This window comes from Pseudomonas sivasensis, assembly GCF_013778505.1.
GTDB lineage: Bacteria > Pseudomonadota > Gammaproteobacteria > Pseudomonadales > Pseudomonadaceae > Aquipseudomonas > Aquipseudomonas sivasensis.
In genome coordinates this window covers 52,360-75,117 of the sequence record NZ_JAAOWU010000013.1, presented here as the reverse complement: position 1 = coordinate 75,117, position 22,758 = coordinate 52,360, and the positions used below count along the sequence as shown (strand labels likewise).

The following is a 22,758-nucleotide window of genomic DNA, read 5'->3' as shown; positions in this document are numbered from 1 at the left end:
CATTAGCAGGCTAATAACTGGACTCTATGGGCAAGTCCAAGGTTCCGAACTCGGCTATCATGCGCGCGTTTTCATGACAGGCATTGCGATCGAGCAAGCCAGTTGCCAGGAGATTCAATGAACACCCTTTTTATGCACTGCCGCCCGGGTTTTGAAGGCGAAGTCTGTTCCGAGATCGCGGAACACGCCGCGCGTCTGAACGTTTCCGGCTACGCCAAAGCCAAGACCGGCAGCGCCTGCGCCGAATTTGTCTGCACCGAAGAAGACGGCGCCCAGCGCTTGATGCACGGCCAACGCTTTGCCGAGCTGATCTTCCCGAGGCAGTGGGCGCGCGGGGTGTTTATCGACCTGCCGGAAACCGATCGCATCAGCGTGATCCTCGCTCACCTGCGTGAATTCCCGGTGTGCGGCAGCCTCTGGCTGGAGATGGTCGACACCAACGATGGCAAGGAACTGTCGAACTTCTGCAAGAAATTCGAAGTGCACCTGCGCAAAGCCCTGCTCAACGCCGGCAAACTGGTGGACGACCCGAGCAAGCCGCGCTTGCTGCTGACGTTCAAGAGCGGCCGCGAAGTGTTCATGGGGCTGGCCGAGTCGAACAACTCGGCGATGTGGCCGATGGGCATTCCACGCCTGAAATTCCCGCGTGACGCGCCAAGCCGCTCAACCCTCAAGCTGGAAGAGGCCTGGCACCACTTTATCCCCCGCGACCAGTGGGACGAGCGCCTGCACGGCGACATGACCGGCGTCGACCTCGGTGCCGCGCCGGGCGGCTGGACTTGGCAACTGGTCAACCGCGGCATGTTGGTGACGGCCATCGACAACGGCCCCATGGCCGAAAGCCTGATGGACACCGGCCTGGTGCAGCACCTGATGGCCGACGGTTTCACCTTCGTGCCCAAGCAACCGGTTGACTGGATGGTGTGCGACATTGTGGAGAAACCCGCACGCAACGCCGCGCTGCTGGAAACCTGGATTGGCGAAGGATATTGCCGCGAGGCGGTGGTGAACCTGAAGTTGCCGATGAAGCAGCGTTATGCCGAAGTGAAGCGTCTGCTGGAGCGCATCGAAGAGGGTTTCAAGGCGCGCGGCATCCGCGTGGAGATCGGTTGCAAGCAGCTTTACCACGACCGTGAGGAAGTGACGTGCCACCTGCGTCGGCTGGTGGATGCGAAGAAAACCAAGGCCCGTTAACGAGGAGTAATCAATGAGCGATATTAACGACAGCCCCGTAGACGGCGTTCTCGATGCAACAGGCCTCAACTGCCCGGAACCGGTGATGATGCTGCACCAGCACATCCGCGACCTGCCGGCAGGCGGCTTGCTCAAAGTGATCGCGACCGACCCGTCAACCCGTCGCGATATTCCCAAGTTCTGCGTGTTCCTTGACCACGAATTGGTGGATCAGCAGGAACAGGCCGGCACCTACCTGTACTGGATTCGCAAAAAGGCCGACTAAGCGCGCGCCTTATCCGCCCGGATACGCCGGCGTGCACTGCGCGCCAGGCGTACCAGCAACATCCCCGCCGCACAGCTCAGGCCCACGATCAGCCCTTGCCACAAACCGCTTGGGCCGCTGGGCGCGCCGAGCCAGTCAGTCAGCCCCAGGGCGTAGCCCACCGGCAACCCCACGCCCCAGTAGGCGAACAACGTCAGCACCATGGTCACCCGGGTGTCCTGATAGCCCCGCAATGCGCCAGCGGCAGTGACCTGGATCGAGTCCGAGAACTGAAACAGCGCCGAGAATACGATCAGCGTCGACGCGAGGTGGATCACCACCGGATCCGGGGTGTAGATCGTCGCGATCTGCTCGCGAAACAACAGCATCAGGCTGCACGACAGGCAGGCATAAGCCAGCGCGGTGCCCATGCCGACCCCGGCGGCGAAGCGCGCTTCACGTGCTTCGCCACGCCCCAGGGCCTGACCGACGCGCACGGTGACCGCCATGCTCAGGGAGTAGGGGATCATGAACACCAGGGAGCTGACGTTCAGTGCAATCTGATGCCCGGACACCACCGTGGCGCCGAGGCTGCCGAGCAACAGGGCGATCACTGCAAAAATGCTCGACTCGGCAAAGATCGCGACGCCAATCGGCAGACCAATCCCCAATACACGCTTGATCACGGCCCATTGCGGCCAGTCAAAGCGCTTGAACAATTCACTGCTCTGATAGGCCGGGCCCCAGCGCGTCCAGACGGCCAGGCCGAGCATCATCACCCACATCGCAATGGCGGTGGCCCAGCCACAGCCCACGCCGCCCATGGCCGGCACGCCAAAGTGGCCGTAAATGAAGATGTAGTTCAGCGGAATATTCAGCGCCAGGCCGACCAGGCCCATGACCATGCTCGGTCGCGTACGGCCCAGGCCATCGCTGAAACAGCGCAGCACGTAATACAGCGCAATCGCTGGCATCCCCGCGGCGATGCCGTGCAGGTAGCCCATGGACGGCACGATCAGGTCAGGCTCGACCTTCATGGCATGCAGGATCGGTTCGGCGCACAGCAGCAGCAATCCTCCGAGGATCCCCACGACCACCGCCAGCCACAAGGCCTGGCGCACCAGCGGTCCGATTTCGCTGAATTTGCCGGCACCGTAGCGCTGAGCGACTTTTGGTGTGGTGGCCAGCAGCGTGCCGCTCATCAGCAAGTACACCGGGATCCAGATCGAGTTGCCCAACCCCACTGCCGCCAGGTCCTGGGGGCTGACACGTCCGGCCATCACCGCGTCGACAAAACTCATGGCGGTGGTAGCCAGTTGGCCGATCATGATTGGCAGAGCGAGCGTCAGCAGGTCGCGCACTTCCCTACTGATACGGGCGGGGCGGGTGAGGGGGGTGGCGGCAGTGTTCACGTGCGGGTGTCCAATAGAAAATAGCGCAAGGACGGCGGATTCTACGCCTTGACGCCATGGTCAGGAAAAAACCTGTGTTAGGGATTTGTAAGCGACCTCCCAGGGCACCGCATATCCCTGGTGGGAGGGGGCTTGCCCACGATTGCAGAGTGTCAGTCACTGGATAGTCGCTGACACACGGCTATTCGGGGGCAAGCCCCCTCCCACATTGCAGATCGCATCCCTGTACACTGCTGATCCGCCAAAGGAGCCTGCCATGCTGATTGTTGCCGACGAAAATATCCCGCTGCTCGATGCCTTCTTCCAAGGATTTGGCGAGATTCGCCGGGTGCCCGGCCGTTCCCTTGATCGCGCCACGGTCGAGCAGGCTGACGTACTGCTAGTGCGCTCGGTGACTAACGTCAATCGCGCGTTGCTGGAGGGCTCAAAGGTGCGTTTTGTCGGCACCTGCACCATCGGCACCGATCACTTGGACCTCGACTACTTCAAGCAGACCGGCATCCAATGGTCCAGCGCGCCCGGCTGCAATGCCCGTGGCGTGGTGGACTACGTGCTGGGCAGCCTGCAGACCCTCGCCGAGATCGAAGGCGCCGACCTCAACCAACGCACCTATGGCATTGTCGGCGCCGGTGAAGTGGGCGGGCGGTTGGTCAAGGTGCTCAAAGGCCTGGGCTGGAATGTCTTGGTGTGCGACCCGCCGCGGCAGATCGCCGAAGGGGGCGACTATGTGAGCCTGGCGCAGATCATCGAGCAGTGTGACGTGATCAGCCTGCACACGCCTTTGACCAAGTCCGGCAATGGCTCTACCTGGCATTTATTAGACCGTCAGCGCCTCGAACAACTCAAACCCGGCACTTGGCTGATCAACGCCAGCCGTGGCCCGGTAGTGGACAACGCCGCCCTGCGCGAGGTGCTGCTGGAACGCGAAGACCTGCAAGCGGTGCTGGATGTATGGGAAGGCGAGCCCGAAGTGGATGTGGACCTGGCCGACCTGTGCGTGCTGGCCACACCGCATATCGCCGGTTACAGCCTGGAAGGCCGCCAGCGCGGCACGGCGCAGATCTACCAGGCGTTTTGCGCGTACCTGGGTCAGGAACCGAGCATTCACTTGAGTGAGCTGTTGCCTGCGCTGTGGTTGGCTGAAGTGCACTTGAATGCCTCGACCGACCCGGCCTGGGCGCTGGCGACCTTGTGCCGCAGCGTGTACGACCCGCGGCGGGATGATGCGGATTTCCGTCGGAGCCTGGTTGGAACTGTGCAAGAGCAGCGCAAGGCGTTCGACCTGCTGCGCAAGCACTATCCCGAGCGTCGCGAGATTGATGGCTTGAGCGTGCGCATCAATGGGGAGTCGGCGGCGTTGTCGAAGATCGTGTCCGCACTGGGCGCGGTAGCTGTTTAAGCGCCCATAAAAAACCCGGCCATCGAGGCCGGGTCTGAAAGAGCTTGGGCGCTTCAGCCTTGCTGGGCAGGCTTGACCAGTTTTTCTTCCAGTTCGCGGCACGCTTGCTGGATCATTTCTTCGGTGATCTGCACCTCATGGCCTTGGGCGTCGATGACGGAGCAAGGCAACTGCTGGGGTTGGCGGATCACTTCAATTTTGGCATCGCTGCTGTTTTGCAAGGTCATGGCCTGTCTCCTCATCAGGTTGTATACCTACTTTAAAACCCCCGCGTGACCGCGCTGTTACAACTCCATGCACGACCACTGGTTCGAATACTCAGTCCACCAGAAACGGCGGCCGATTTCCAGCCGGGCATTAGACCGATAGCCTCTAGGGATGAGTATCGGCGGGCATAATTAACCTGACTCATTGTTATTTGCCCAAGTTCCCCCAATGTTGGGTACAGGTTCCTCATCGGTGATGCCCCTATGTTCTCAACCCGTCAACGCCGTGCGATTCGCCTGGCCAGCCGTTTTATCGCGCCTTACCGCTGGCAGGCGCTGGGTGCGTTGCTGGCGCTGATCGTTACCGCCGGGATTACCTTGTCCATGGGCCAAGGCATTCGCCTGCTGGTAGACCAGGGCTTCATGACCCAATCGCCACACCTGCTCAACCAGTCCATCGGCCTGTTCATGATCCTGGTGCTTGGCTTGGCGGTGGGTACTTTTGCGCGGTTTTACCTGGTCTCCTGGATTGGCGAGCGAGTGGTGGCGGATATTCGTCGGCAGGTGTTCAACCACCTCATCTACCTGCATCCCGGCTTCTATGAGAACAACCGCAGTTCGGAAATCCAGTCGCGGCTGACCACCGACACTACCTTGCTGCAATCGGTGATCGGCTCGTCGCTGTCACTGTTCCTGCGCAATGCCTTGATGGTCATTGGCGGCATCGTGTTGCTGTTCGTCACCAACCCCAAGCTCACCAGCATCGTGGTGGTTGCATTGCCGCTGGTGCTGGCGCCGATCCTGATTTTCGGGCGCCGCGTGCGTAGCCTGTCGCGCCTGAGCCAGGACCGCATTGCCGATGTGGGCAGTTATGTGTCCGAAACCCTTGGCCAGATCAAGACCGTGCAGGCCTATAACCACCAAGTTCAGGACGAGCAGCGCTTTGCGGTGACCGTGGAAGAAGCCTTTGCCACCGCGCGTAAACGCATCGCCCAGCGCGCCTGGCTGATCACGCTGGTGATCATGCTGGTGCTCGGCGCCGTGGGTGTGATGTTGTGGGTCGGCGGCATGGACGTGATCAGTGGGCGCATTTCCGGCGGCGAACTGGCGGCGTTCGTGTTTTACAGCCTGATCGTCGGCAGCGCGGTTGGCACCCTGAGCGAAGTGCTAGGTGAGCTGCAGCGTGCAGCCGGTGCAGCTGAGCGGATTGGTGAGCTGTTGCAGTCGACTAATGAAATCCAGGCGCCGGCAACTGATACCGTGAAATTGCCCGAGCGGGTCAGTGGCCGTATGGAGCTGCAAGATCTGCGCTTTTCCTATCCCTCGCGACCTGACAGCTACGCTATCGACGGGTTGAACCTGACCATCAACCCCGGTGAAACCCTGGCACTCGTCGGCCCGTCCGGCGCGGGTAAGTCGACGATCTTCGACCTGCTGCTGCGTTTCTACGATCCGCAGCATGGCCGAATCCTGCTCGAAGGCCATCCGCTGACCGACCTCGACCCCCTGGACCTGCGCCGCCACTTTGCCCTGGTGTCCCAGAGCCCGGCGTTGTTTTTCGGCAGCGTCGAAGAGAACATCCGCTACGGCAATCCCTCAGCTACCCGCGAGCAAGTCGAAGCCGCTGCACGCATCGCCCATGCTCACGACTTCATCTTGCAAATGCCCGACGGCTACCAGACCCACCTCGGTGATGGCGGGCTGGGCCTCTCTGGTGGCCAGCGCCAGCGCTTGGCCATCGCCCGCGCGTTGCTGGTGGACGCACCAATCCTGCTGCTGGACGAAGCCACCAGCGCTCTGGATGCGCAAAGTGAACACTTGATCCAGCAGGCACTGCCGCAATTGATGCAGGGCCGTACTACGCTGGTGATTGCCCACCGCCTGGCGACGGTGAAGAACGCCGACCGCATTGCGGTAATGGACCAAGGCAAACTGGTTGCGGTGGGCACGCATCAGCAGCTGATTGCGAGCAACCCGTTGTATGCGCGGTTGGCGGCATTGCAGTTCAATAGTGGTGCGCAAGCGCAATGACCTGCTATGCCTGGCACCAGTGCTAACGGAAGTAGACAGGTTTGTACGAAACCCTAGTGTCCACATAGTGTTTGGGCTCGCCCAGAAGCGCCACGTTCATCTTTATCTTGCTACCGTGAGTCTTGACAACGTGCTGGGTGACTTTCCCTACAAAGGCCTGATACATGTTCATATCTGCCAGCCGCTCGGCGTTTTTAGTAGAGATGCCGGGGCTGATCTCGTTGATCCGCGCAATCAGGTCGTCTCGCGCGGCCGTCAATGACGTAGAGCCGTGTTGCATTGAAACCGAGCCCTCGAACGCCTTCACCGGCCGGTTGATCTCCTTTTGCAGCAAGCTGCCGAAGGCGCGACTGCCACCCTCGCCAGAGTAGCAAACCAATAACCGCACATTGTTAAAGGCGCTGGGGTCGACGCCTTTCGTGTTCAACAAAGCGACCAAGTCTTTGGCCGAGTACGCGGTATTGTCGATAACGATGCTGCTTCCACGGTTCAAAAATCTGTCCAGTCGGCTGCGCTCAAGACCGTGGGCGACAATATTCAGGCGATCAACACCTTTATAGGTGTCGACGAACACATGCATTTCATTGGCCACAAGTTTGAGGTCTTTCATCGTGCCTTTCATTTGTATGACGTTGTCATAGGCCAGACTTTTTTCGAAAGACACAGGTGCGGTTGCAGGTGCAGGTTGACTGCCTGTTGCGGCTGAAATTGGCCGATGATTGTCGGGTGAGAAGTTATCCAGTTTCTTCCCGTAAGCTGTGTTTTTATTCACGTCATAGTGCAGCCAGTGACCGGTTTGGTTATCCAGTTGGGCGGTTACTCGGCTGGGTTCGAGTGCACCGGGGGCGCGATAAGTGCCTTCCGCTATGTCGGCTCGTTCGGCAAACGCGCGCAGTTGAGCGTGATCCATCGTGCTCTGCGACAGCTGCCGTGCATTAAGGGGTTTCGTGCCTGCGGCCAGCCGGGCACTGCTGGCCGGCGCGCCCGAGGCCTTACCCAGCACGCCGCGACCTATTCGGCTGCTCGCCATGGCCACCCGGGTCGCGCCTCTGGGACCGCCAACGGCACTCGCGCCTCTGCCCAGGGCCGAGCCGGTCACGTACATCACCCCGTCAAACAACAGATCTCCCAGTGCCGCCAAGGGGTCTCCATTGATCAGGTTTTTAACGGCAGACGCCCCAGGTATTAGCCCTACAATTATGTTGAACAGGGCTTTTTCCTTATCGGCCTCTTCATCGAATGTCGTGATGCTTTTGGTCAGTTCCAGTAGTTGCTCAAAGTTTGATTCCGGGTTGGAGTAATTGACTACCGTATTACTGATATAGGCACTGCGCGCGCTGCTGAACGAGGCAGGGATGGTCACTGGCAATTGCCTGGCCCGTTGTTGTACTGCATCTTGGGAGGCGCTTGGTTTGACTTCATGGATCGCCGTATTTGTCCATTTTGAACCTTGATGGCTGGGCACCTTGACCCAATCTCCTTGGGGGCCTTCCTTAAAGTTTGTCTTCAGATCGTCACGTTTATTTATTTGGCCTTTTTGCGCTGATATTTCATAAAACTCCAGGTTCCCGTCGCGCTCGGTCTGGAAGATCAGTGCCTTTTGCTCTTTCGGCTGGCTGGGTACTTTATCTTCGTCATTAATTGTGAAACCTGGGAGGTTGCTTTCATAACGGCTGACCTGACCCTCTATGAATATACGAATGCTGCCAAACTCAAGATTCTTGCGATCTTCCAGAGGAAGTTTCGCAAGCTGGTTTTTTATCACGCTCGCCTGTGCTTTTTTGGTGCCTTCCGTGTAGTCGACAAAGGCTTGCTTATGGAGGGATTTTGCGTCTGGCAAGTGAGCAAGACGGGCAATCATGCTGGGGGCAATCGTGTTGTTATCGGATACCCAATTAGAAAACGGATTGACTTCGGGTTTTGAAAGATAAAAGTCCAGTAGCGAATATTTTGGCTGCGTGGAGCTAGCAAGATTTCCGTGGCCTCTGCCGCGGGGGCTATTATCGCGAAAGCATTTAAGTTCGTAGGGAAGCCCCTCGCCGAATTGTTGCTTGAGTTGCTGTAGCGTCACATCGCGTTGGGTCGGCACCTTACTGGCAAGTTGCTCGACGGCTTGTTGCAACGTTGAAGTTTTGTCAGCGAGCGCGCGCTGGACCCGATCAATGTCAGCCTGAGGATAGTTCCCGTCATCGCGGGGCACGAGTTCGCCGTTGATCTTGCCCCACTCAATAAGCGCCGCTCGCGATGTGACTTGCTGAATGGCCTGCCCCTCTTGCGAAATTGGGTCCAGGGCATCTCTGGCACACACTTGCGCAAACGTCATCTGCATCGTGGCACCAGGGCTATAGGCCTCGATCCGCGTCACCGCCGCTTTGAAACTCACCCACGCCGCCGATCCCAACGTAATGCTGGCAGGAACGTTTTTGACCAATAACTCCGGCGCTGTACGCGAAAGCAGCATTTGTGCAGCAATGGGCGCCATGTCCGGCGAGGCTCTGTTCAGTTTTATCAGGTGGTCAATGAACGCCTGCTTGATAGTTGCGAGGGGCTGCCCCATGAAACGTCCGTCGGCCAGATTGAAACCCGCGAGATGATTGAGTTGCGGGCCAAACATGCTTTCTGGGTCCAGAGTGGTAGCGATTGCAGTCAACAGCCAGTCATGGCTGGAGCTGGTCTTCCAGCCATCCCCCATCTTTTGGTGCAAGGCGGCTTCGAGTTCGATGGCTTTTGGTGTGTTGATGATTTTTTCGATGACTTTAAGTGGGTCGCGCAATTCGTTTTGGGAAATGTGCAGGTGGCTTGTGAGATAACCCAAAACTCCCCGTGGGTTTTGGGGCTCCGTTCTTTCCTTCACCAACGCCGGTAGTTGCAGGTTGTAGTGAAAATGACTGTAAACGCTCTTTTGGTCGTGGTCGCTCAGCGGAGCCGGCCACGAGATCGCCCCACCCAGGCTGCCTAGGTGTGGTGCCTGCAACGGTGGGGCATTGAGCGTGCTGATCATGTTCTCCAGTGCTTCAAGCGTGCTGGGCAACCGCCAGTTATTTGCCAGGATAAATTGCTCAAGTGTCACGGTGCGTCCAGGGCCGGCTTCGGGGCCTTGGCCGAATGACGAGTGTGGGTGCACCTCTATCGTTGTGTTCTTTAACCGCTCCTCAATCCCCTCAGTACCATAGCGCACAAGGCCCTTGAGCTTTTCGCAGAGCGCGCGCGTGTCCACCAAGTCGCCAAGGGCGGTCCGCTCTGTATTGAGCTTGCCCGTATTGGCCGGCCCATCCTCGACCTTGTTCGGAACCGCGTTGGCGGCGTTTTTGGTGAATGTCTGGGTCTGCTGTAACTGTGCTGTCCGTGACGTCGTGAGGGGTACCGATTCACCGTGAAAATTCGCCACCACTTCAAAGGGCGCAGATGTGGAGTCCGATGCGGACAGACGAAGGGGGCTGTTGCCCGCCGCCACGACGTTGGCGGCGCGAAGAATCGGCGCCACAACGACCGGCCAGAGCGGATTTTCATCCGTTGCCCTGAACACCTCCCGGCGCCCATCAGTCATGGTGAAGGTGATCTGGTCGCGCAGACTGATCATTAAGGGTTTGGAAAGATTAATGTGCCTTTGCGTTGCCCATTCGACGAATTGGGGATGCTTGAGCAGCGTATGCAGGTGCGTCCACCACTGGCCGAAGGTCGAACTTGGCGGGATACCCTCAACGCTCTCGATGCCATCGTACGATGGGCCGGTTTTCGCCGATCTGGCTGATACGGCGGCAAACAGCACGGCCAATTCCTGATCGGCCTTGGCTTGCGGCGTTGTGTCGGCATCTTGATCAGGCGTGGGCGGCTTTTCACTCTTGACCTCGAAGAGTGGCGGGGGGGGGATGACGTTAGTCGCGGGCTGAGTGTTTAAGCGGCTGCTGATGGACGTGAGTGTCATGTCTGAGTTTCTCTCTAGGCCATTTTGAAGTCAGTCACTCAGAGATGATTTATCGACTGAGCTCGTGGGCTGAGTGAACATCAGACTTTTCGCGTTCCATCATGTTTTTTCTGTATGTGTATTTCCCCGGGCGATCAGAATATTTTCAGCCGTGGAAATGAAAATGCCCGCATCTTTCGATGCGGGCATTTTCAGAGTCGCTTCAGACCTTACTGGTCATCAAAATAGCGCTCATGCCAATCCACAAGCGGCTGTGGTGAGTTGAGTTTTTGCCCGTAGATCACCGAATAAGACAACACGTTCTGCACATACTGGCGGGTTTCGTCGAATGGGATGCTTTCCACCCATACATCGAAACTCAAGTGATCCGCTCCGCGCAGCCACTGGCGCACGCGGCCGGGGCCGGCGTTGTACGCGGCGGAAGCGAGCACGCGGTTGCCGTTGAATTGGCTGTGCACCTGGCTCAGGTAGGCGGCGCCGAGCTGGATGTTTTTGTCCGGGTCCAGGACCTGGGCCGGGGAAGCCAGCGGGATGCTGAATTTGCGCGCGGTTTCCTTGGCGGTGCCGGGCATCAGTTGCATCAGGCCGCTGGCGCCTACGCCGGAGCGGGCGTCGTCCATGAAGGCGCTTTCCTGGCGGGTAATGGCGAATACCCAGCTCGAATGCAGGCCCCGCACCTTGGCTTCACGCACCAAGGTGTCGCGGTGGGCCATTGGGAAGCGGATATCCAGATCGTCCCAGTACTGGGCCTGGCTAATGGTGCGGATCGCCGGGAAGTACCACTTCATGTCGTACGCCAGCTTGGCCTGGGCGACCATCTCATCACGGTTGAAATGACGGCTGACGTGGTACCACTCGCGGCGGCCATCCACGATCTGGCCACGGGCGTAGAACTCCAGAGCGCGACGCACGCCGGGTGTGTTGCGCACTTTATTGACCAGCGCCTGACTCATCACCAGCGGCTTGTTGTTCAACTGGTACGGAGCCTTGGAGCGGTCGGCGGCGAGGAAACCGTAGAAATCCCGCTCCCGCGAAAGGTTCTTGTAGAGCACCAATGCTTGTGGGTTCTTCGGCTCAGCCAGTTCAAGGCTGCGCGCCTGCCAGTAGCGCCAGCGGTTGGAGGTGGCCAAGTCTTGTGGGAGTTTGCGCGTCAACTGGTAGGCGTCTTCCCAGCGCGCCAGGCGCAACAGCAGGCGCAGGCGCCATTCGGAGACGGTGTTGTCGCGCAGTTCCGGGTCGTATTTGGTCATCACCTCAAGGGCACGTGGGTCGAAACGCTTGGCCAGGGTCAGGCCGATTTCACGGGCGATTGCCACTTTTTCGTCACGGGAGAAGTGCATGCTGCTGGCGTAACCGTCGAGCAGGGCCATGGCTTTGTCCGGGTCCTGGCGCGCCAGGCGGCGCAGGCCCAGGCCTACGGCATCCGACATAGCCTCGGTGGCCGGCTGGAAGCGCGATGGATCGCTTAGCATGTCGGGCTTTTGCGCCACGTCCACCATCAGGCGACCTTGGGCACCGAGGGTTGGCAGGGTTTTTACCAGGCTGTTGGCCAGCGCGTAGTTGCGCGCTTCGGCGGCGAGTTTGGTGCGGTCCCAGATTTTCTGTTCGGTGAGTTGGCCGTCGGCGGCCCACTGGCCAAACGTGGCATCACAGGCGGCGGGTTGGGATTTGCCGGTCATCCACAGCTTTTCGGCGGTCTTGTAGCCTTCGGCCTTGAGGTTGTGGGTGAGCTGGTATTGGCCGTGCAGGCAGTCCAGTTCGACGAAATTGAGTTTGGGGTCGTAGTACTTTTCAAAGGTTTGCCAGTCGCCACGCTCGGACAGCCAGCGCAACCAGCGCAGTTTCATCCAGTTCGCCTGGGGCAGGTCGCCGTTTTTGGCCAGGAACTGCTCGATTTCCTGGTTGCTCGCGCTTTTCAGGCGCGCAGTCAGTTCGTCGTAGGCCAGGTACGGTGTAAGCGGATAATCGGCCAGGGCCTGGCTGTATTGCATGTACGGGCCGGTATCGCCCTTGGCCAGAGCGCGCTTGGCTTCATCGTAATATTGACGTTGGGTGGTGAGGTCCACGGCCTGGGCGGATTGAACGGCGGTGGCGGAAAGAAGCAGACAAGATAAAAAGTTGAAAAGGCGACTGCGCATGAGACGTCCGTGCAGAGAAATCACGACTAGCGCCGGCACTGCCGACGCTGATTGCCCCTAGCTTAGCCTTTTGCCAGCGACCGGCGAAAGCTTTGCTGGCCGGTTCGTTCAGGTTTACGGGAAATGTCCTACAGAACGTGTCGGCCTTGAAAATGCTGGCCGCATCCCACCCTCAACTCAGGTAGAATGCGCGCCCAGTTTTTGGAGAAGCGTATGACCCTGCTCAAATTCAGCGATGTGTCCCTTGCTTTCGGCGCTATGCCGTTGTTGGACAAGGTGTCCTGGCAGATCGCCCGTGGTGAGCGGGTGTGCATCATCGGCCGCAACGGCACCGGCAAGTCCAGCATGATGAAGCTGGTAAAAGGCGACCAAAAGCCCGATGACGGCTCTGTTTGGCGCGCCCCGGGCCTCAAGATTGGCGAATTGCCGCAAGAATTGCCGGTGGCCGACGGACGGACAGTGTTCGACGTGGTTGCCGAAGGCCTGGACGGTGTGGGCGAGTTGCTTGCGCAATACCATCACCTGGCGCAGAACTGCGTCACCGAGGAAGACCTGAACAAGCTGATGCACGTTCAGCAGGACCTCGAAGCACGTGATGGCTGGCGCCTGCAGCAACTGGTCGACAGCACCCTGAGCCGCCTGCAACTGCCGGCCGACAAGACCCTCGCCGAGTTGTCCGGCGGCTGGCGTCGCCGCGTGCTGCTGGCCCAGGCCCTGGTGTCCGAGCCGGATCTGTTGCTGCTCGACGAACCAACGAACCACCTGGACATCGGCGCCATCGCCTGGCTTGAAGAAGCCCTCAAGGATTTCCAGGGCGCCGTGCTGTTCATCACGCACGACCGTTCTTTCCTGCAAAACCTGGCCACGCGCATCCTTGAACTGGATCGCGGCGGCTTGATCGACTGGAACGGCGACTACGCCAGCTTCCTGGTGCACAAAGAAGCGACGCTGGCGGCTGAAGAAACTGCCAACGCGCTGTTCGACAAAAAGCTGGCCCAGGAAGAAGTCTGGATCCGCCAGGGCATCAAAGCGCGCCGCACCCGTAACGAAGGCCGCGTGCGCGCCCTCAAAGCCCTGCGTGTTGAGCGTAGCGAGCGTCGTGAGCGCACCGGCAAGGCCAATATCCAGTTGGATACCGCCGACAAGTCGGGTAAACAAGTGATGGTGCTGGAAAACGTCAGCTTCCATCACCCGGACGGTCCGTTCCTGATCAAGGACTTCTCCATGGTCCTGCAGCGTGGCGACCGTATTGGTCTGCTGGGCGCCAACGGTACCGGCAAGACTACCTTGCTCAAGCTGATGCTCAATGGTCTGAAACCTACCAGCGGCACCGTGGAGGAGGGCACGCGCATAGACGTGGCCTACTTCGACCAGTTGCGCCATCAGTTGGACCTGGAAAAAACCGTGATCGACAACGTGGCTGAAGGCCGCGACTTTATCGACATCGACGGCCAGAGCCGCCACGTGCTGAGCTATCTGGGCGACTTCCTGTTCAGCCCGCAGCGCGCACGGACGCCGGTCAAGGCCTTGTCCGGTGGTGAGCGCGCACGCTTGCTGTTGGCCAAACTGTTCAGCAAACCTGCCAACTTGCTGGTGCTCGACGAACCGACCAACGACCTCGACGTAGAAACCCTTGAACTGCTGGAAGAGGTCTTATTGACCTTCAACGGCACTGTGCTGATGGTCAGCCACGACCGGGCATTCCTCGATAACGTGGTCACCAGCACCCTGGTCTTCGAAGGTGAAGGCAAGGTGCGCGAATACGTCGGTGGCTATCAGGACTGGCTGCGCCAGGGCGGTTCACCGCGCCTGTTGGGCGTGACCGAGAGTAAGTCCGGCAAGGCCGACTTGAACTCGGCGGTGGTCACGCCTGTTGCCACTGCTGCCCCTGCACCCGAGGCTGCGCCGACGGCCAAGAAAAAGCTCAGCTACAAGCTGCAGCGCGAGCTGGAAGCCCTGCCGGGTGATATCGACGCCAAGGAACAGCAGATTGCTGCGGTAGAAGCAGACATGGCTGATGCGGGTTTTTATCTGCGTCCGGCGGCGGAAACTGCCAAGGTCATCGCTTCTCTGGAGAAGTTGAACCAGGAGCTGGAAGTGCTGATGGAGCGTTGGGCAGAGTTAGATGCCTGAGTGACTTTAGGTCAGTAAAAAAGTGGCTCAAATGTGGGAGGGGGCTTGCCCCCGATAGCGGTGTCTCAGTCAGTGGTGTTTCTACTGAGAGGCTGCTATCGGGGGCAAGCCCCTCCCGCATTGCATCTTCATCGGCGTTACGAGCTTTTTACCAACTTAACGGCCAACACATCGCACGGCGCTCCGTGCAGTACATCATTGGCGGTGGAGCCCAGCAGCAATGCCAAGCCGTGACGGCCATGGCTGCCCACCACGATCAGATCGCAGTTCTGTTCCTTGGCCAGGTGGTGGATCTCCTGGCGCGGTTGGCCGTAAGTGAGGTGGGAGTTTTCCTTGGTCAGTTCCGGGTATTTGATGATCAACCGGTCCAGGCGTTCTTTGGCCTGATCGAACTGTTGTTGTTGCAGTTGGGAAAGGTCCATCGGCACATCGCCGCCAAACGCCATGGCCATGGGCTCGACGATGTGTACCAGTGACAGCTTGGCGCCGTTGGCGATTGCTGAAGCCTGCGCGCGCTTGATCACTGGATCGCACTCTTCGGTCAGGTCGACGGCGACCAGAATATGTGTGTAGGACATGGGGCGTTCCTCCAGGGGACTGCAATAAGTTCAGTATGGCTGCTTTCAAGCGGATGGGGTTGCGTCAGGTCAAATCCGCTCATCTAGAAATTCGGGGGTACTCATATGACGGTCTGGATAGTGGTGTCAATCCTTGTGGTGGTTCTGAGCCCTCTGGCATGGCTACGCCCTTCGCGCCACCAGAGCGGGCGAATGGCCCTGCGCATGGAGGCGCGCCGCATCGGCCTGGCCATGCAATTGGCACCTCAGGAGTGGCCGCACTGGCTCAAGCAAGAGCCGCCGAGCCCCTGTGCGCAATACTGCCGGCCACGACGCGGCAGCACGCCGGCAACCTGGAGTTATTGGCAGTTGGAGCCGGGTGTGTGGGTTAATCAATGGCGTGAAGTCTGCGACGATGAGAAGTTGTTGCCGCATTTTGCAACGCTGCCGGCCAACGTCTACAAGGTCGAGGCCGATAAGCAGATGATTGCCCTGTACTGGGGCGAGAAGGGCGAAGCGAGTGATTTGCTCGCCATTGATGCGCTGCTCAAAGCGCTGGCCTGAAGCGCCTACTGAATTTCAGGCAATAAAAAGCCCGACATCATCATCGGGCTGGAGTTGGCCAGGCAGGCCGGTAATCTGTGCTTGCTGCGTCGGATGTTCATCCGTGCGCGTTATGGTTGCGGCTAGCCTAGCCGGATATCCCGTTCTGTACAGTCTTTTCCCACATCCTTCCTATAATTGATTTCGTGAATATTTGAATATTGGCGAAGCGTGCGCCTATGGTTTGAGTTCTGAAATGACTGGAAAGTCGCGTTTTTCCTAGCCTTTCGAGCGATTGACAATTGCCTGGAATTGGATGAAGGTGGCGTACCCAAATCAAACGGGCGTATGAATTGAGCGTTTGTCTGTCAGACCGCGCGCACATACATCCCGACTATCGCATTGGCGGGTGTGCCTGGCGGATTGGAGTGAGCATTGACCTAAAGGCCAGTGTCCAACCAGAGGCCAGCGTCCAATGTGTACTGTTCAGCTTCCATATCGTGGAGATCAGTTGATGATTTACGAAGGTAAAGCCATCACGGTTAAGGCTCTTGAAAGTGGCATCGTCGAATTGAAATTCGACCTCAAGGGTGAGTCCGTCAACAAGTTCAACCGTCTAACCCTGAATGAACTGCGTCAGGCCGTAGACACCATCAAAGCAGATGCTTCGGTCAAGGGCGTGATCGTCTCCAGCGGCAAGGACGTGTTTATCGTCGGCGCTGACATCACCGAATTCGTCGACAACTTCAAGCTGCCCGATGCCGAGCTGGTGGCTGGCAACCTCGAAGCCAACAAGATTTTCAGCGATTTCGAAGACCTCAACGTACCGACCGTTGCCGCGATCAATGGCATCGCGCTGGGCGGTGGCTTCGAAATGTGCCTGGCCGCAGACTTCCGCGTCATGTCGGCCACCGCCAAAATCGGCCTGCCTGAAGTCAAACTGGGCATCTACCCAGGTTTCGGCGGCACCGTGCGCCTGCCGCGCCTGATCGGGGCCGACAACGCCATCGAGTGGATCGCCGCCGGTAAGGAAAACCGTGCTGAAGACGCGCTGAAAGTCGGTGCCGTCGACGCCGTGGTTGCTCCGGACAAACTGGCCGAAGCCGCACTGAACCTGATCAAGGGCGCCATCAGCGGCGAATTTGATTACAAGGCCAAGCGTCAGCCGAAGCTGGAAAAACTCAAGCTCAACGCCATCGAACAAATGATGTCGTTCGAAACCGCCAAAGGTTTCGTCGCTGGCCAGGCCGGTCCGAACTACCCGGCGCCGGTTGAAGCGATCAAAACCATCCAGAAAGCTGCGAGCTTCGGTCGCGATAAAGCCCTGGAAGTGGAAGCGGCAGGCTTCGTCAAGCTGGCGAAAACCTCGGCTGCCCAAAGCCTGATTGGCCTGTTCCTGAACGATCAGGAACTGAAGAAAAAGGCCAAGGCCTACGACGAAATCGCCAAGGACGTGAAACAGGCTGCCGTACTCGGCGCCGGTATCATGGGCGGCGGTATTGCCTATCAGTCGGCGTCCAAAGGCACGCCGATCCTGATGAAAGACATCAACGAGCACGGTATCGAGCAAGGTCTGGCCGAAGCCGCCAAGCTGCTCGTGGGGCGCGTTGATAAAGGTCGCATGACCGCAGCGAAAATGGCTGAAGTACTTAACGGTATTCGTCCTACGCTGTCCTACGGCGATTTCGGCCATGTCGACCTGGTGGTCGAAGCTGTTGTCGAGAACCCGAAGGTCAAGCAGGCGGTACTGGCTGAAGTTGAAGGCCACGTCAAAGACGACACCATCCTGGCCTCGAACACCTCGACCATTTCCATCTCGCTGCTGGCCAAGGCCCTCAAGCGTCCGGAAAACTTCGTCGGCATGCACTTCTTCAACCCGGTGCACATGATGCCGTTGGTGGAAGTGATCCGTGGCGAGAAGTCCAGCGAGCTGGCGATTGCCACCACCGTTGCCTACGCCAAGAAAATGGGCAAGAACCCGATCGTAGTCAACGATTGCCCAGGCTTCCTGGTCAACCGCGTGCTGTTCCCGTACTTCGGTGGTTTCGCCAAGCTGGTGAGCGCCGGTGTTGACTTCGTGCGCATCGACAAAGTCATGGAAAAATTCGGCTGGCCGATGGGCCCGGCGTACCTGATGGACGTGGTCGGCATCGACACCGGCCACCACGGTCGTGACGTGATGGCTGAAGGCTTCCCGGACCGCATGAAAGACGACCGCCGCTCCGCTGTCGATGCTCTCTATGAAGCCAAGCGCCTGGGCCAGAAGAACGGCAAGGGCTTCTATGCCTACGAGACCGACAAGAAGGGCAAGCAGAAAAAAGTCGCCGATCCATCGGTTCACGAAGTGCTCGCACCGGTCATCTACGAACAGCGTGAGGTGTCCGATGAGGACATCATCAACTGGATGATGATTGCCCTGTGCCTGGAAACCGTTCGCTGCCTGGAAGACGGTATCGTTGAAACCGCCGCCGAAGCCGATATGGGCTTGGTGTACGGTATTGGTTTCCCTCCATTCCGTGGCGGTGCGCTGCGTTACATCGACTCGATCGGTGTGGCCGAATTCGTTGCCCTGGCTGATCAATACGCTGATCTGGGCCCGCTGTACCACCCGACCGCGAAGCTGCGTGAAATGGCCAAAAATGGCCAGAGCTTCTTCGGTTAAGCGCCCAGACGACTAGAGCGAGAATATTTATGAGCTTGAATCCAAGAGACGTGGTGATTGTCGACTTCGGTCGCACACCGATGGGCCGCTCCAAGGGCGGCATGCACCGCAACACCCGCGCTGAAGACATGTCCGCGCACCTGATCAGCAAATTGCTGGAACGCAACGTCAAGGTCGACCCGAACGAAGTCGAAGACGTAATCTGGGGCTGCGTCAACCAGACCCTAGAGCAGGGCTGGAACATCGCGCGCATGGCGTCGCTGATGACTCAGATCCCGCACACAGCTGCTGGCCAGACCGTGAGCCGCTTGTGCGGTTCGTCCATGAGCGCGCTGCACACCGCCGCCCAAGCGATCATGACTGGCAACGGGGATGTGTTTGTAGTAGGTGGCGTGGAGCACATGGGCCACGTCAGCATGATGCACGGCGTCGATCCAAACCCGCACATGTCGCTCTACGCGGCGAAAGCCTCTGGCATGATGGGCTTGACTGCAGAAATGCTCGGCAAGATGCACGGCATTACCCGCGAAGCCCAGGACGCGTTCGGCTTGCGCTCCCACCAACTCGCCCACAAGGCGACCGTGGAAGGCAAGTTCAAGGATGAAATCATCCCGATGAACGGTTACGACGAGAACGGCTTCTTGAAACTGTTCGACTACGACGAAACCATTCGTCCGGACACCACCCTGGAAAGCTTGGCGGCCCTGAAGCCGGCATTCAATCCAAAGGGCGGCACCGTGACAGCGGGTACTTCGTCGCAAATCACCGACGGTGCTTCGTGCATGATCGTGATGTCGGCGCAGCGTGCCCAGGACCTGGGCATCCAGCCGCTGGCAGTGATCCGTTCGATGGCAGTGGCGGGTGTGGACCCGGCAATCATGGGCTATGGTCCTGTACCGGCCACACAAAAAGCGTTGAAGCGCGCGGGCCTGACTATCTCCGATATCGATTTCTTCGAGCTCAACGAAGCTTTCGCCGCACAGGCCCTGCCGGTGCTGAAAGATTTGAAAGTACTCGACAAGATGAACGAGAAGGTTAACCTGCACGGCGGTGCGATTGCCCTGGGCCACCCATTCGGTTGTTCCGGTGCGCGTATTTCCGGCACTTTGCTTAACGTGATGAAGCAAAATGGCGGTAACCTTGGGGTTGCAACCATGTGCATTGGTCTCGGCCAAGGCATTTCCACCGTCTTCGAACGCGTCTAAGCGTTGAGTTGACGGAAGCCGGGGCCAAGTGCCCCGGTTTTTGTTTTTTGGAATTTTTAATATTTTTTTTCAACAAATTTTGTAAGGGGGCCAGAGCATGAAAGTCGAACCAGGGCTCTACCAACATTATAAGGGTCCGCAGTACCGCGTTTTCAGCGTGGCACGGCATTCCGAGACCGAAGAAGAAGTGGTGTTCTACCAAGCACTGTATGGCGATTACGGCTTTTGGGTGCGTCCCTTGAGCATGTTTCTGGAGACCGTCGAAGTTGACGGCGAGCAGGTCCCGCGCTTTGCTTTGGTCCAGGCCGAACCCAGTCTTTTTTCAGGGCAATAACGGCAGGCGGCGCAGAATGCTGCGCTTGACCTCACCTTGTTGCCACTATATATAGCGTTGCCGCGTCAGGCGCCAACCGCCTTTCACTTCTCGAATTCAGGAATTTTCCGATCCATGGGCAAATCGCTGGTCATTGTGGAATCCCCGGCTAAGGCCAAGACCATCAACAAGTACTTGGGTAACGAGTACGTGGTGAAGTCGAGTATCGGCCATATCCGAGACCTGCCCACCAGCGGTTCGGCTAGCGCCAGCAAGGAGCCCGCCGCCAAGCGCGGCAAGGCGGCTGCGGGCGAAGGTCCGGTGCTCACGCCTAAAGAGAAAGCGCGCAAGCAGCTGGTCTCGCGCATGGGTGTGGACCCGGATCATGGCTGGAAGGCCAAGTACGAAATCCTTCCGGGCAAGGAAAAGGTCATCGAAGAGCTGCGCCGGCTCGCCAAAGATGCCGACACCATCTATCTCGCGACGGACTTGGACCGCGAAGGGGAAGCCATTGCCTGGCACCTGCGGGAAGCCATTGGCGGTGACGACAGCCGCTACAAGCGTGTGGTGTTCAACGAAATCACCAAGAAAGCCATTCAGGAAGCCTTCTCCAAGCCGGGCGAGCTCGATATCGACCGTGTCAACGCGCAGCAGGCCCGTCGGTTCCTCGACCGCGTCGTGGGTTACATGGTCTCGCCGCTGCTATGGGCCAAGATCGCCCGTGGGCTGTCCGCCGGTCGTGTGCAATCGGTAGCGGTCAAGCTGGTGGTGGAGCGTGAGCGTGAGATCCGTGCGTTCAACCCTGAAGAGTATTGGGAAGTCCACGCCGACCTGGGCACTGCCAAGGGCAACAACGTGCGCTTTGAAGTGGCCCGCGAGAAAGGTGAAGCCTTCAAGCCGCTGAACGAAGCTCAGGCCATGGCCGCGCTGGAAAAGCTCAAGGCCTCCAGCTACAGCATCGTCAAGCGCGAAGACAAGCCGACCAGCAGCAAACCGTCGGCACCGTTCATCACCTCCACCCTGCAGCAGGCCGCGAGCAACCGCCTGGGCTTCGGCGTGAAGAAAACCATGATGATGGCCCAGCGTCTGTACGAAGCCGGCTACATCACTTATATGCGTACTGACTCCACCAACCTGTCGCAAGACGCGGTGGCAATGGCGCGTACCTATATTGAAAGCGAGTTCGGCAATAAGTACCTGCCGGAGAAGCCGAACGTCTACAGCAGCAAAGAAGGCGCCCAGGAGGCTCACGAAGCGATTCGTCCTTCCGATGCCAACACCGAGCCAAGCAAGCTGAGTGGCATGGAGCGCGACGCTGAGCGCCTCTACGAGCTGATCTGGCGCCAGTTCCTGGCTTGCCAGATGCTGCCGGCGCAATATCTGTCGACAACCGTCAGCGTGGGTGCTGGCGACTTCGAACTACGTGCCAAGGGTCGTATCCTCAAGTTCGATGGCTACACCCGCGTGATGCCGCAAATCGCCAAGCCTGGTGACGACGATGTACTGCCGGACATGGCCCAGGGCGATACGTTGAAGCTGATCAAGCTCGACCCGTCCCAACACTTCACCAAGCCGCCGGCGCGTTACTCGGAAGCCAGCCTGGTCAAGGAAATGGAAAAGCGCGGTATCGGTCGTCCATCGACCTACGCGGCGATCATCTCCACCATCCAGGACCGTGGTTATGTAGCGCTGCACAACCGTCGGTTCTATTCGGAAAAGATGGGCGACATCGTTACAGAGCGTCTGTCCGAGAGCTTCTCCAACCTGATGGATTACGGCTTTACCGCCGGCATGGAAGAGAACCTCGATGACGTGGCCCAAGGTGAGCGCGACTGGAAAAATGTACTCGACGAGTTCTACGGCGACTTCAAGAAGAAACTCGAAGTAGCTGAGAGCCCTGAGAGCGGCATGCGTGCCAACCAGCCGGTTATGACCGATATCCCGTGTCAGACGTGCGGCCGCCCGATGCAGATTCGTACGGCATCCACCGGCGTGTTCCTTGGTTGCTCGGGCTACAGCTTGCCGCCGAAAGAACGCTGCAAGGCCACGGTCAATCTGGTGCCGGGTGATGAAATCGCCGCCGATGACGAAGGTGAGTCCGAGTCGCTGGTCTTGCGTGGCAAGCACCGCTGCCCGATCTGCAGCACGGCTATGGACGCCTATCTGCTGGACGAGAAGCACAAGCTGCACATCTGCGGTAACAACCCGGATTGCAACGGCTACGAGATTGAAGAGGGCACCTACCGCATCAAGGGCTACGAAGGGCCGAGCCTGGAATGCGACAAGTGCGGCAGCGAGATGCAGCTCAAGACGGGTCGTTTCGGCAAGTTCTTCGGTTGCACCAATCCGACCTGCAAGAACACTCGCAAACTGCTGAAAAGCGGTGATGCGGCGCCGCCGAAGATGGATCCGGTGAAGATGCCGGAACTCAAGTGCGAGAAGGTCAACGATACCTACATCCTGCGTGATGGCGCTTCGGGGTTGTTCCTGGCGGCAAGCCAGTTCCCGAAAAACCGCGAGACCCGCGCGCCGTTGGTGCTGGAAATCGTTCCGCACAAGGACGAGATCGATCCGAAGTACCACTTCCTGTGTGAAGCGCCGAAGAAGGACCCGGATGGTCGTCCAGCCGTGATCCGCTATAGCCGCAAGACCAAGGAGCAGTACGTACAGACCGAAGTAGACGGCAAGCCTACCGGCTGGAAAGCGTTCTACGACGGCGGCAAGTGGAAGGTCGAAGACAAGCGCCAAGGCGCTTGATCGACTAATTTGCGATAGACAAAGGCCGCCTGTATGGGC

Annotated in this window: 15 protein-coding genes; 10 read left to right on the top strand and 5 right to left on the bottom strand. The window is 58.8% G+C overall.

The genetic code is table 11. The annotated features are described in order from the left end of the window. Window positions 1-117 precede the first annotated feature (117 nt). Window positions 118-1,194 (top strand): 23S rRNA (cytidine(2498)-2'-O)-methyltransferase RlmM, encoded by a 1,077-nt coding sequence (rlmM, locus tag G9Q84_RS20185; RefSeq protein WP_032888775.1) that lies wholly within the window; start codon window positions 118-120, stop codon window positions 1,192-1,194. A 13-nt stretch (window positions 1,195-1,207) separates the two neighbouring features. Beyond that, a complete protein-coding gene (gene tusA / locus G9Q84_RS20180) occupies window positions 1,208-1,459 on the top strand; it encodes a sulfurtransferase TusA (RefSeq protein ID WP_032888777.1) in 252 nt (83 codons plus the stop codon). On the opposite strand, the gene G9Q84_RS20175 is transcribed toward tusA, so the two are convergent. Next, complete coding sequence (locus G9Q84_RS20175) at window positions 1,456-2,850, bottom strand: MATE family efflux transporter (RefSeq protein ID WP_032888778.1); 1,395 nt, start codon at window positions 2,848-2,850, stop codon at window positions 1,456-1,458. The genes tusA and G9Q84_RS20175 overlap by 4 nt on opposite strands. 256 nt (window positions 2,851-3,106) lie before the next feature. Here G9Q84_RS20175 and pdxB point away from each other — a divergent pair, with 256 nt between their 5' ends. After that, window positions 3,107-4,249 carry a 4-phosphoerythronate dehydrogenase PdxB gene (pdxB, locus tag G9Q84_RS20170; protein ID WP_181643975.1) on the top strand — a complete coding sequence of 381 codons (1,143 nt, stop codon included), beginning with the start codon at window positions 3,107-3,109 and terminating at the stop codon, window positions 4,247-4,249. Between the two features lie 53 nt (window positions 4,250-4,302). Here the strand turns inward: pdxB and G9Q84_RS20165 are convergent, their stop codons facing one another. Next, entirely contained in the window at window positions 4,303-4,476 is a 174-nt protein-coding gene (locus G9Q84_RS20165) for a PA1571 family protein (protein ID WP_032888780.1), read from the bottom strand. Between the two features lie 243 nt (window positions 4,477-4,719). On the opposite strand from G9Q84_RS20165, the gene G9Q84_RS20160 reads away from it, so the two are divergent. Next, window positions 4,720-6,486, top strand: coding sequence for an ABC transporter transmembrane domain-containing protein (locus tag G9Q84_RS20160; protein WP_099601402.1), 1,767 nt, complete (start codon window positions 4,720-4,722; stop codon window positions 6,484-6,486). Window positions 6,487-6,508: 22 nt separating this feature from the next. On the opposite strand, the gene G9Q84_RS20155 is transcribed toward G9Q84_RS20160, so the two are convergent. Beyond that, window positions 6,509-10,411 carry a hypothetical protein gene (locus G9Q84_RS20155; RefSeq protein ID WP_181643974.1) on the bottom strand — a complete coding sequence of 1,301 codons (3,903 nt, stop codon included), beginning with the start codon at window positions 10,409-10,411 and terminating at the stop codon, window positions 6,509-6,511. 209 nt (window positions 10,412-10,620) lie between these two features. After that, on the bottom strand, window positions 10,621-12,549 hold the full coding sequence (locus G9Q84_RS20150) for a transglycosylase SLT domain-containing protein (RefSeq protein WP_181643973.1): 1,929 nt from the start codon (window positions 12,547-12,549) through the stop codon (window positions 10,621-10,623). A 213-nt stretch (window positions 12,550-12,762) separates the two neighbouring features. Here G9Q84_RS20150 and G9Q84_RS20145 point away from each other — a divergent pair, with 213 nt between their 5' ends. Next, window positions 12,763-14,682: an ATP-binding cassette domain-containing protein gene (locus tag G9Q84_RS20145; protein ID WP_122764927.1), complete on the top strand. Its 1,920-nt coding sequence runs from the start codon at window positions 12,763-12,765 to the stop codon at window positions 14,680-14,682. A 137-nt stretch (window positions 14,683-14,819) separates the two neighbouring features. Here G9Q84_RS20145 and G9Q84_RS20140 read toward each other — a convergent pair whose 3' ends face one another. Further along, complete coding sequence (locus G9Q84_RS20140) at window positions 14,820-15,260, bottom strand: universal stress protein (RefSeq protein ID WP_032888788.1); 441 nt, start codon at window positions 15,258-15,260, stop codon at window positions 14,820-14,822. A gap of 105 nt (window positions 15,261-15,365) precedes the next feature. Here G9Q84_RS20140 and G9Q84_RS20135 point away from each other — a divergent pair, with 105 nt between their 5' ends. From G9Q84_RS20135 to topA, 5 genes are all read left to right on the top strand, one after another. After that, the gene (locus tag G9Q84_RS20135) at window positions 15,366-15,803 is read left to right on the top strand and encodes a hypothetical protein (protein WP_032888790.1); all 438 of its coding nucleotides are present in this window, start codon (window positions 15,366-15,368) and stop codon (window positions 15,801-15,803) included. Window positions 15,804-16,296: 493 nt separating this feature from the next. Next, window positions 16,297-18,444 carry a fatty acid oxidation complex subunit alpha FadB gene (gene fadB / locus G9Q84_RS20130; protein WP_032888792.1) on the top strand — a complete coding sequence of 716 codons (2,148 nt, stop codon included), beginning with the start codon at window positions 16,297-16,299 and terminating at the stop codon, window positions 18,442-18,444. Window positions 18,445-18,473: 29 nt separating this feature from the next. After that, window positions 18,474-19,649: an acetyl-CoA C-acyltransferase FadA gene (gene fadA, locus G9Q84_RS20125; RefSeq protein WP_024074080.1), complete on the top strand. Its 1,176-nt coding sequence runs from the start codon at window positions 18,474-18,476 to the stop codon at window positions 19,647-19,649. A gap of 97 nt (window positions 19,650-19,746) precedes the next feature. Then, a complete protein-coding gene (locus G9Q84_RS20120; protein ID WP_010212074.1) occupies window positions 19,747-19,983 on the top strand; it encodes a DUF1653 domain-containing protein in 237 nt (78 codons plus the stop codon). Between the two features lie 114 nt (window positions 19,984-20,097). Further along, entirely contained in the window at window positions 20,098-22,719 is a 2,622-nt protein-coding gene (gene topA / locus G9Q84_RS20115) for a type I DNA topoisomerase (protein WP_032888794.1), read from the top strand. Window positions 22,720-22,758 lie beyond the last annotated feature (39 nt).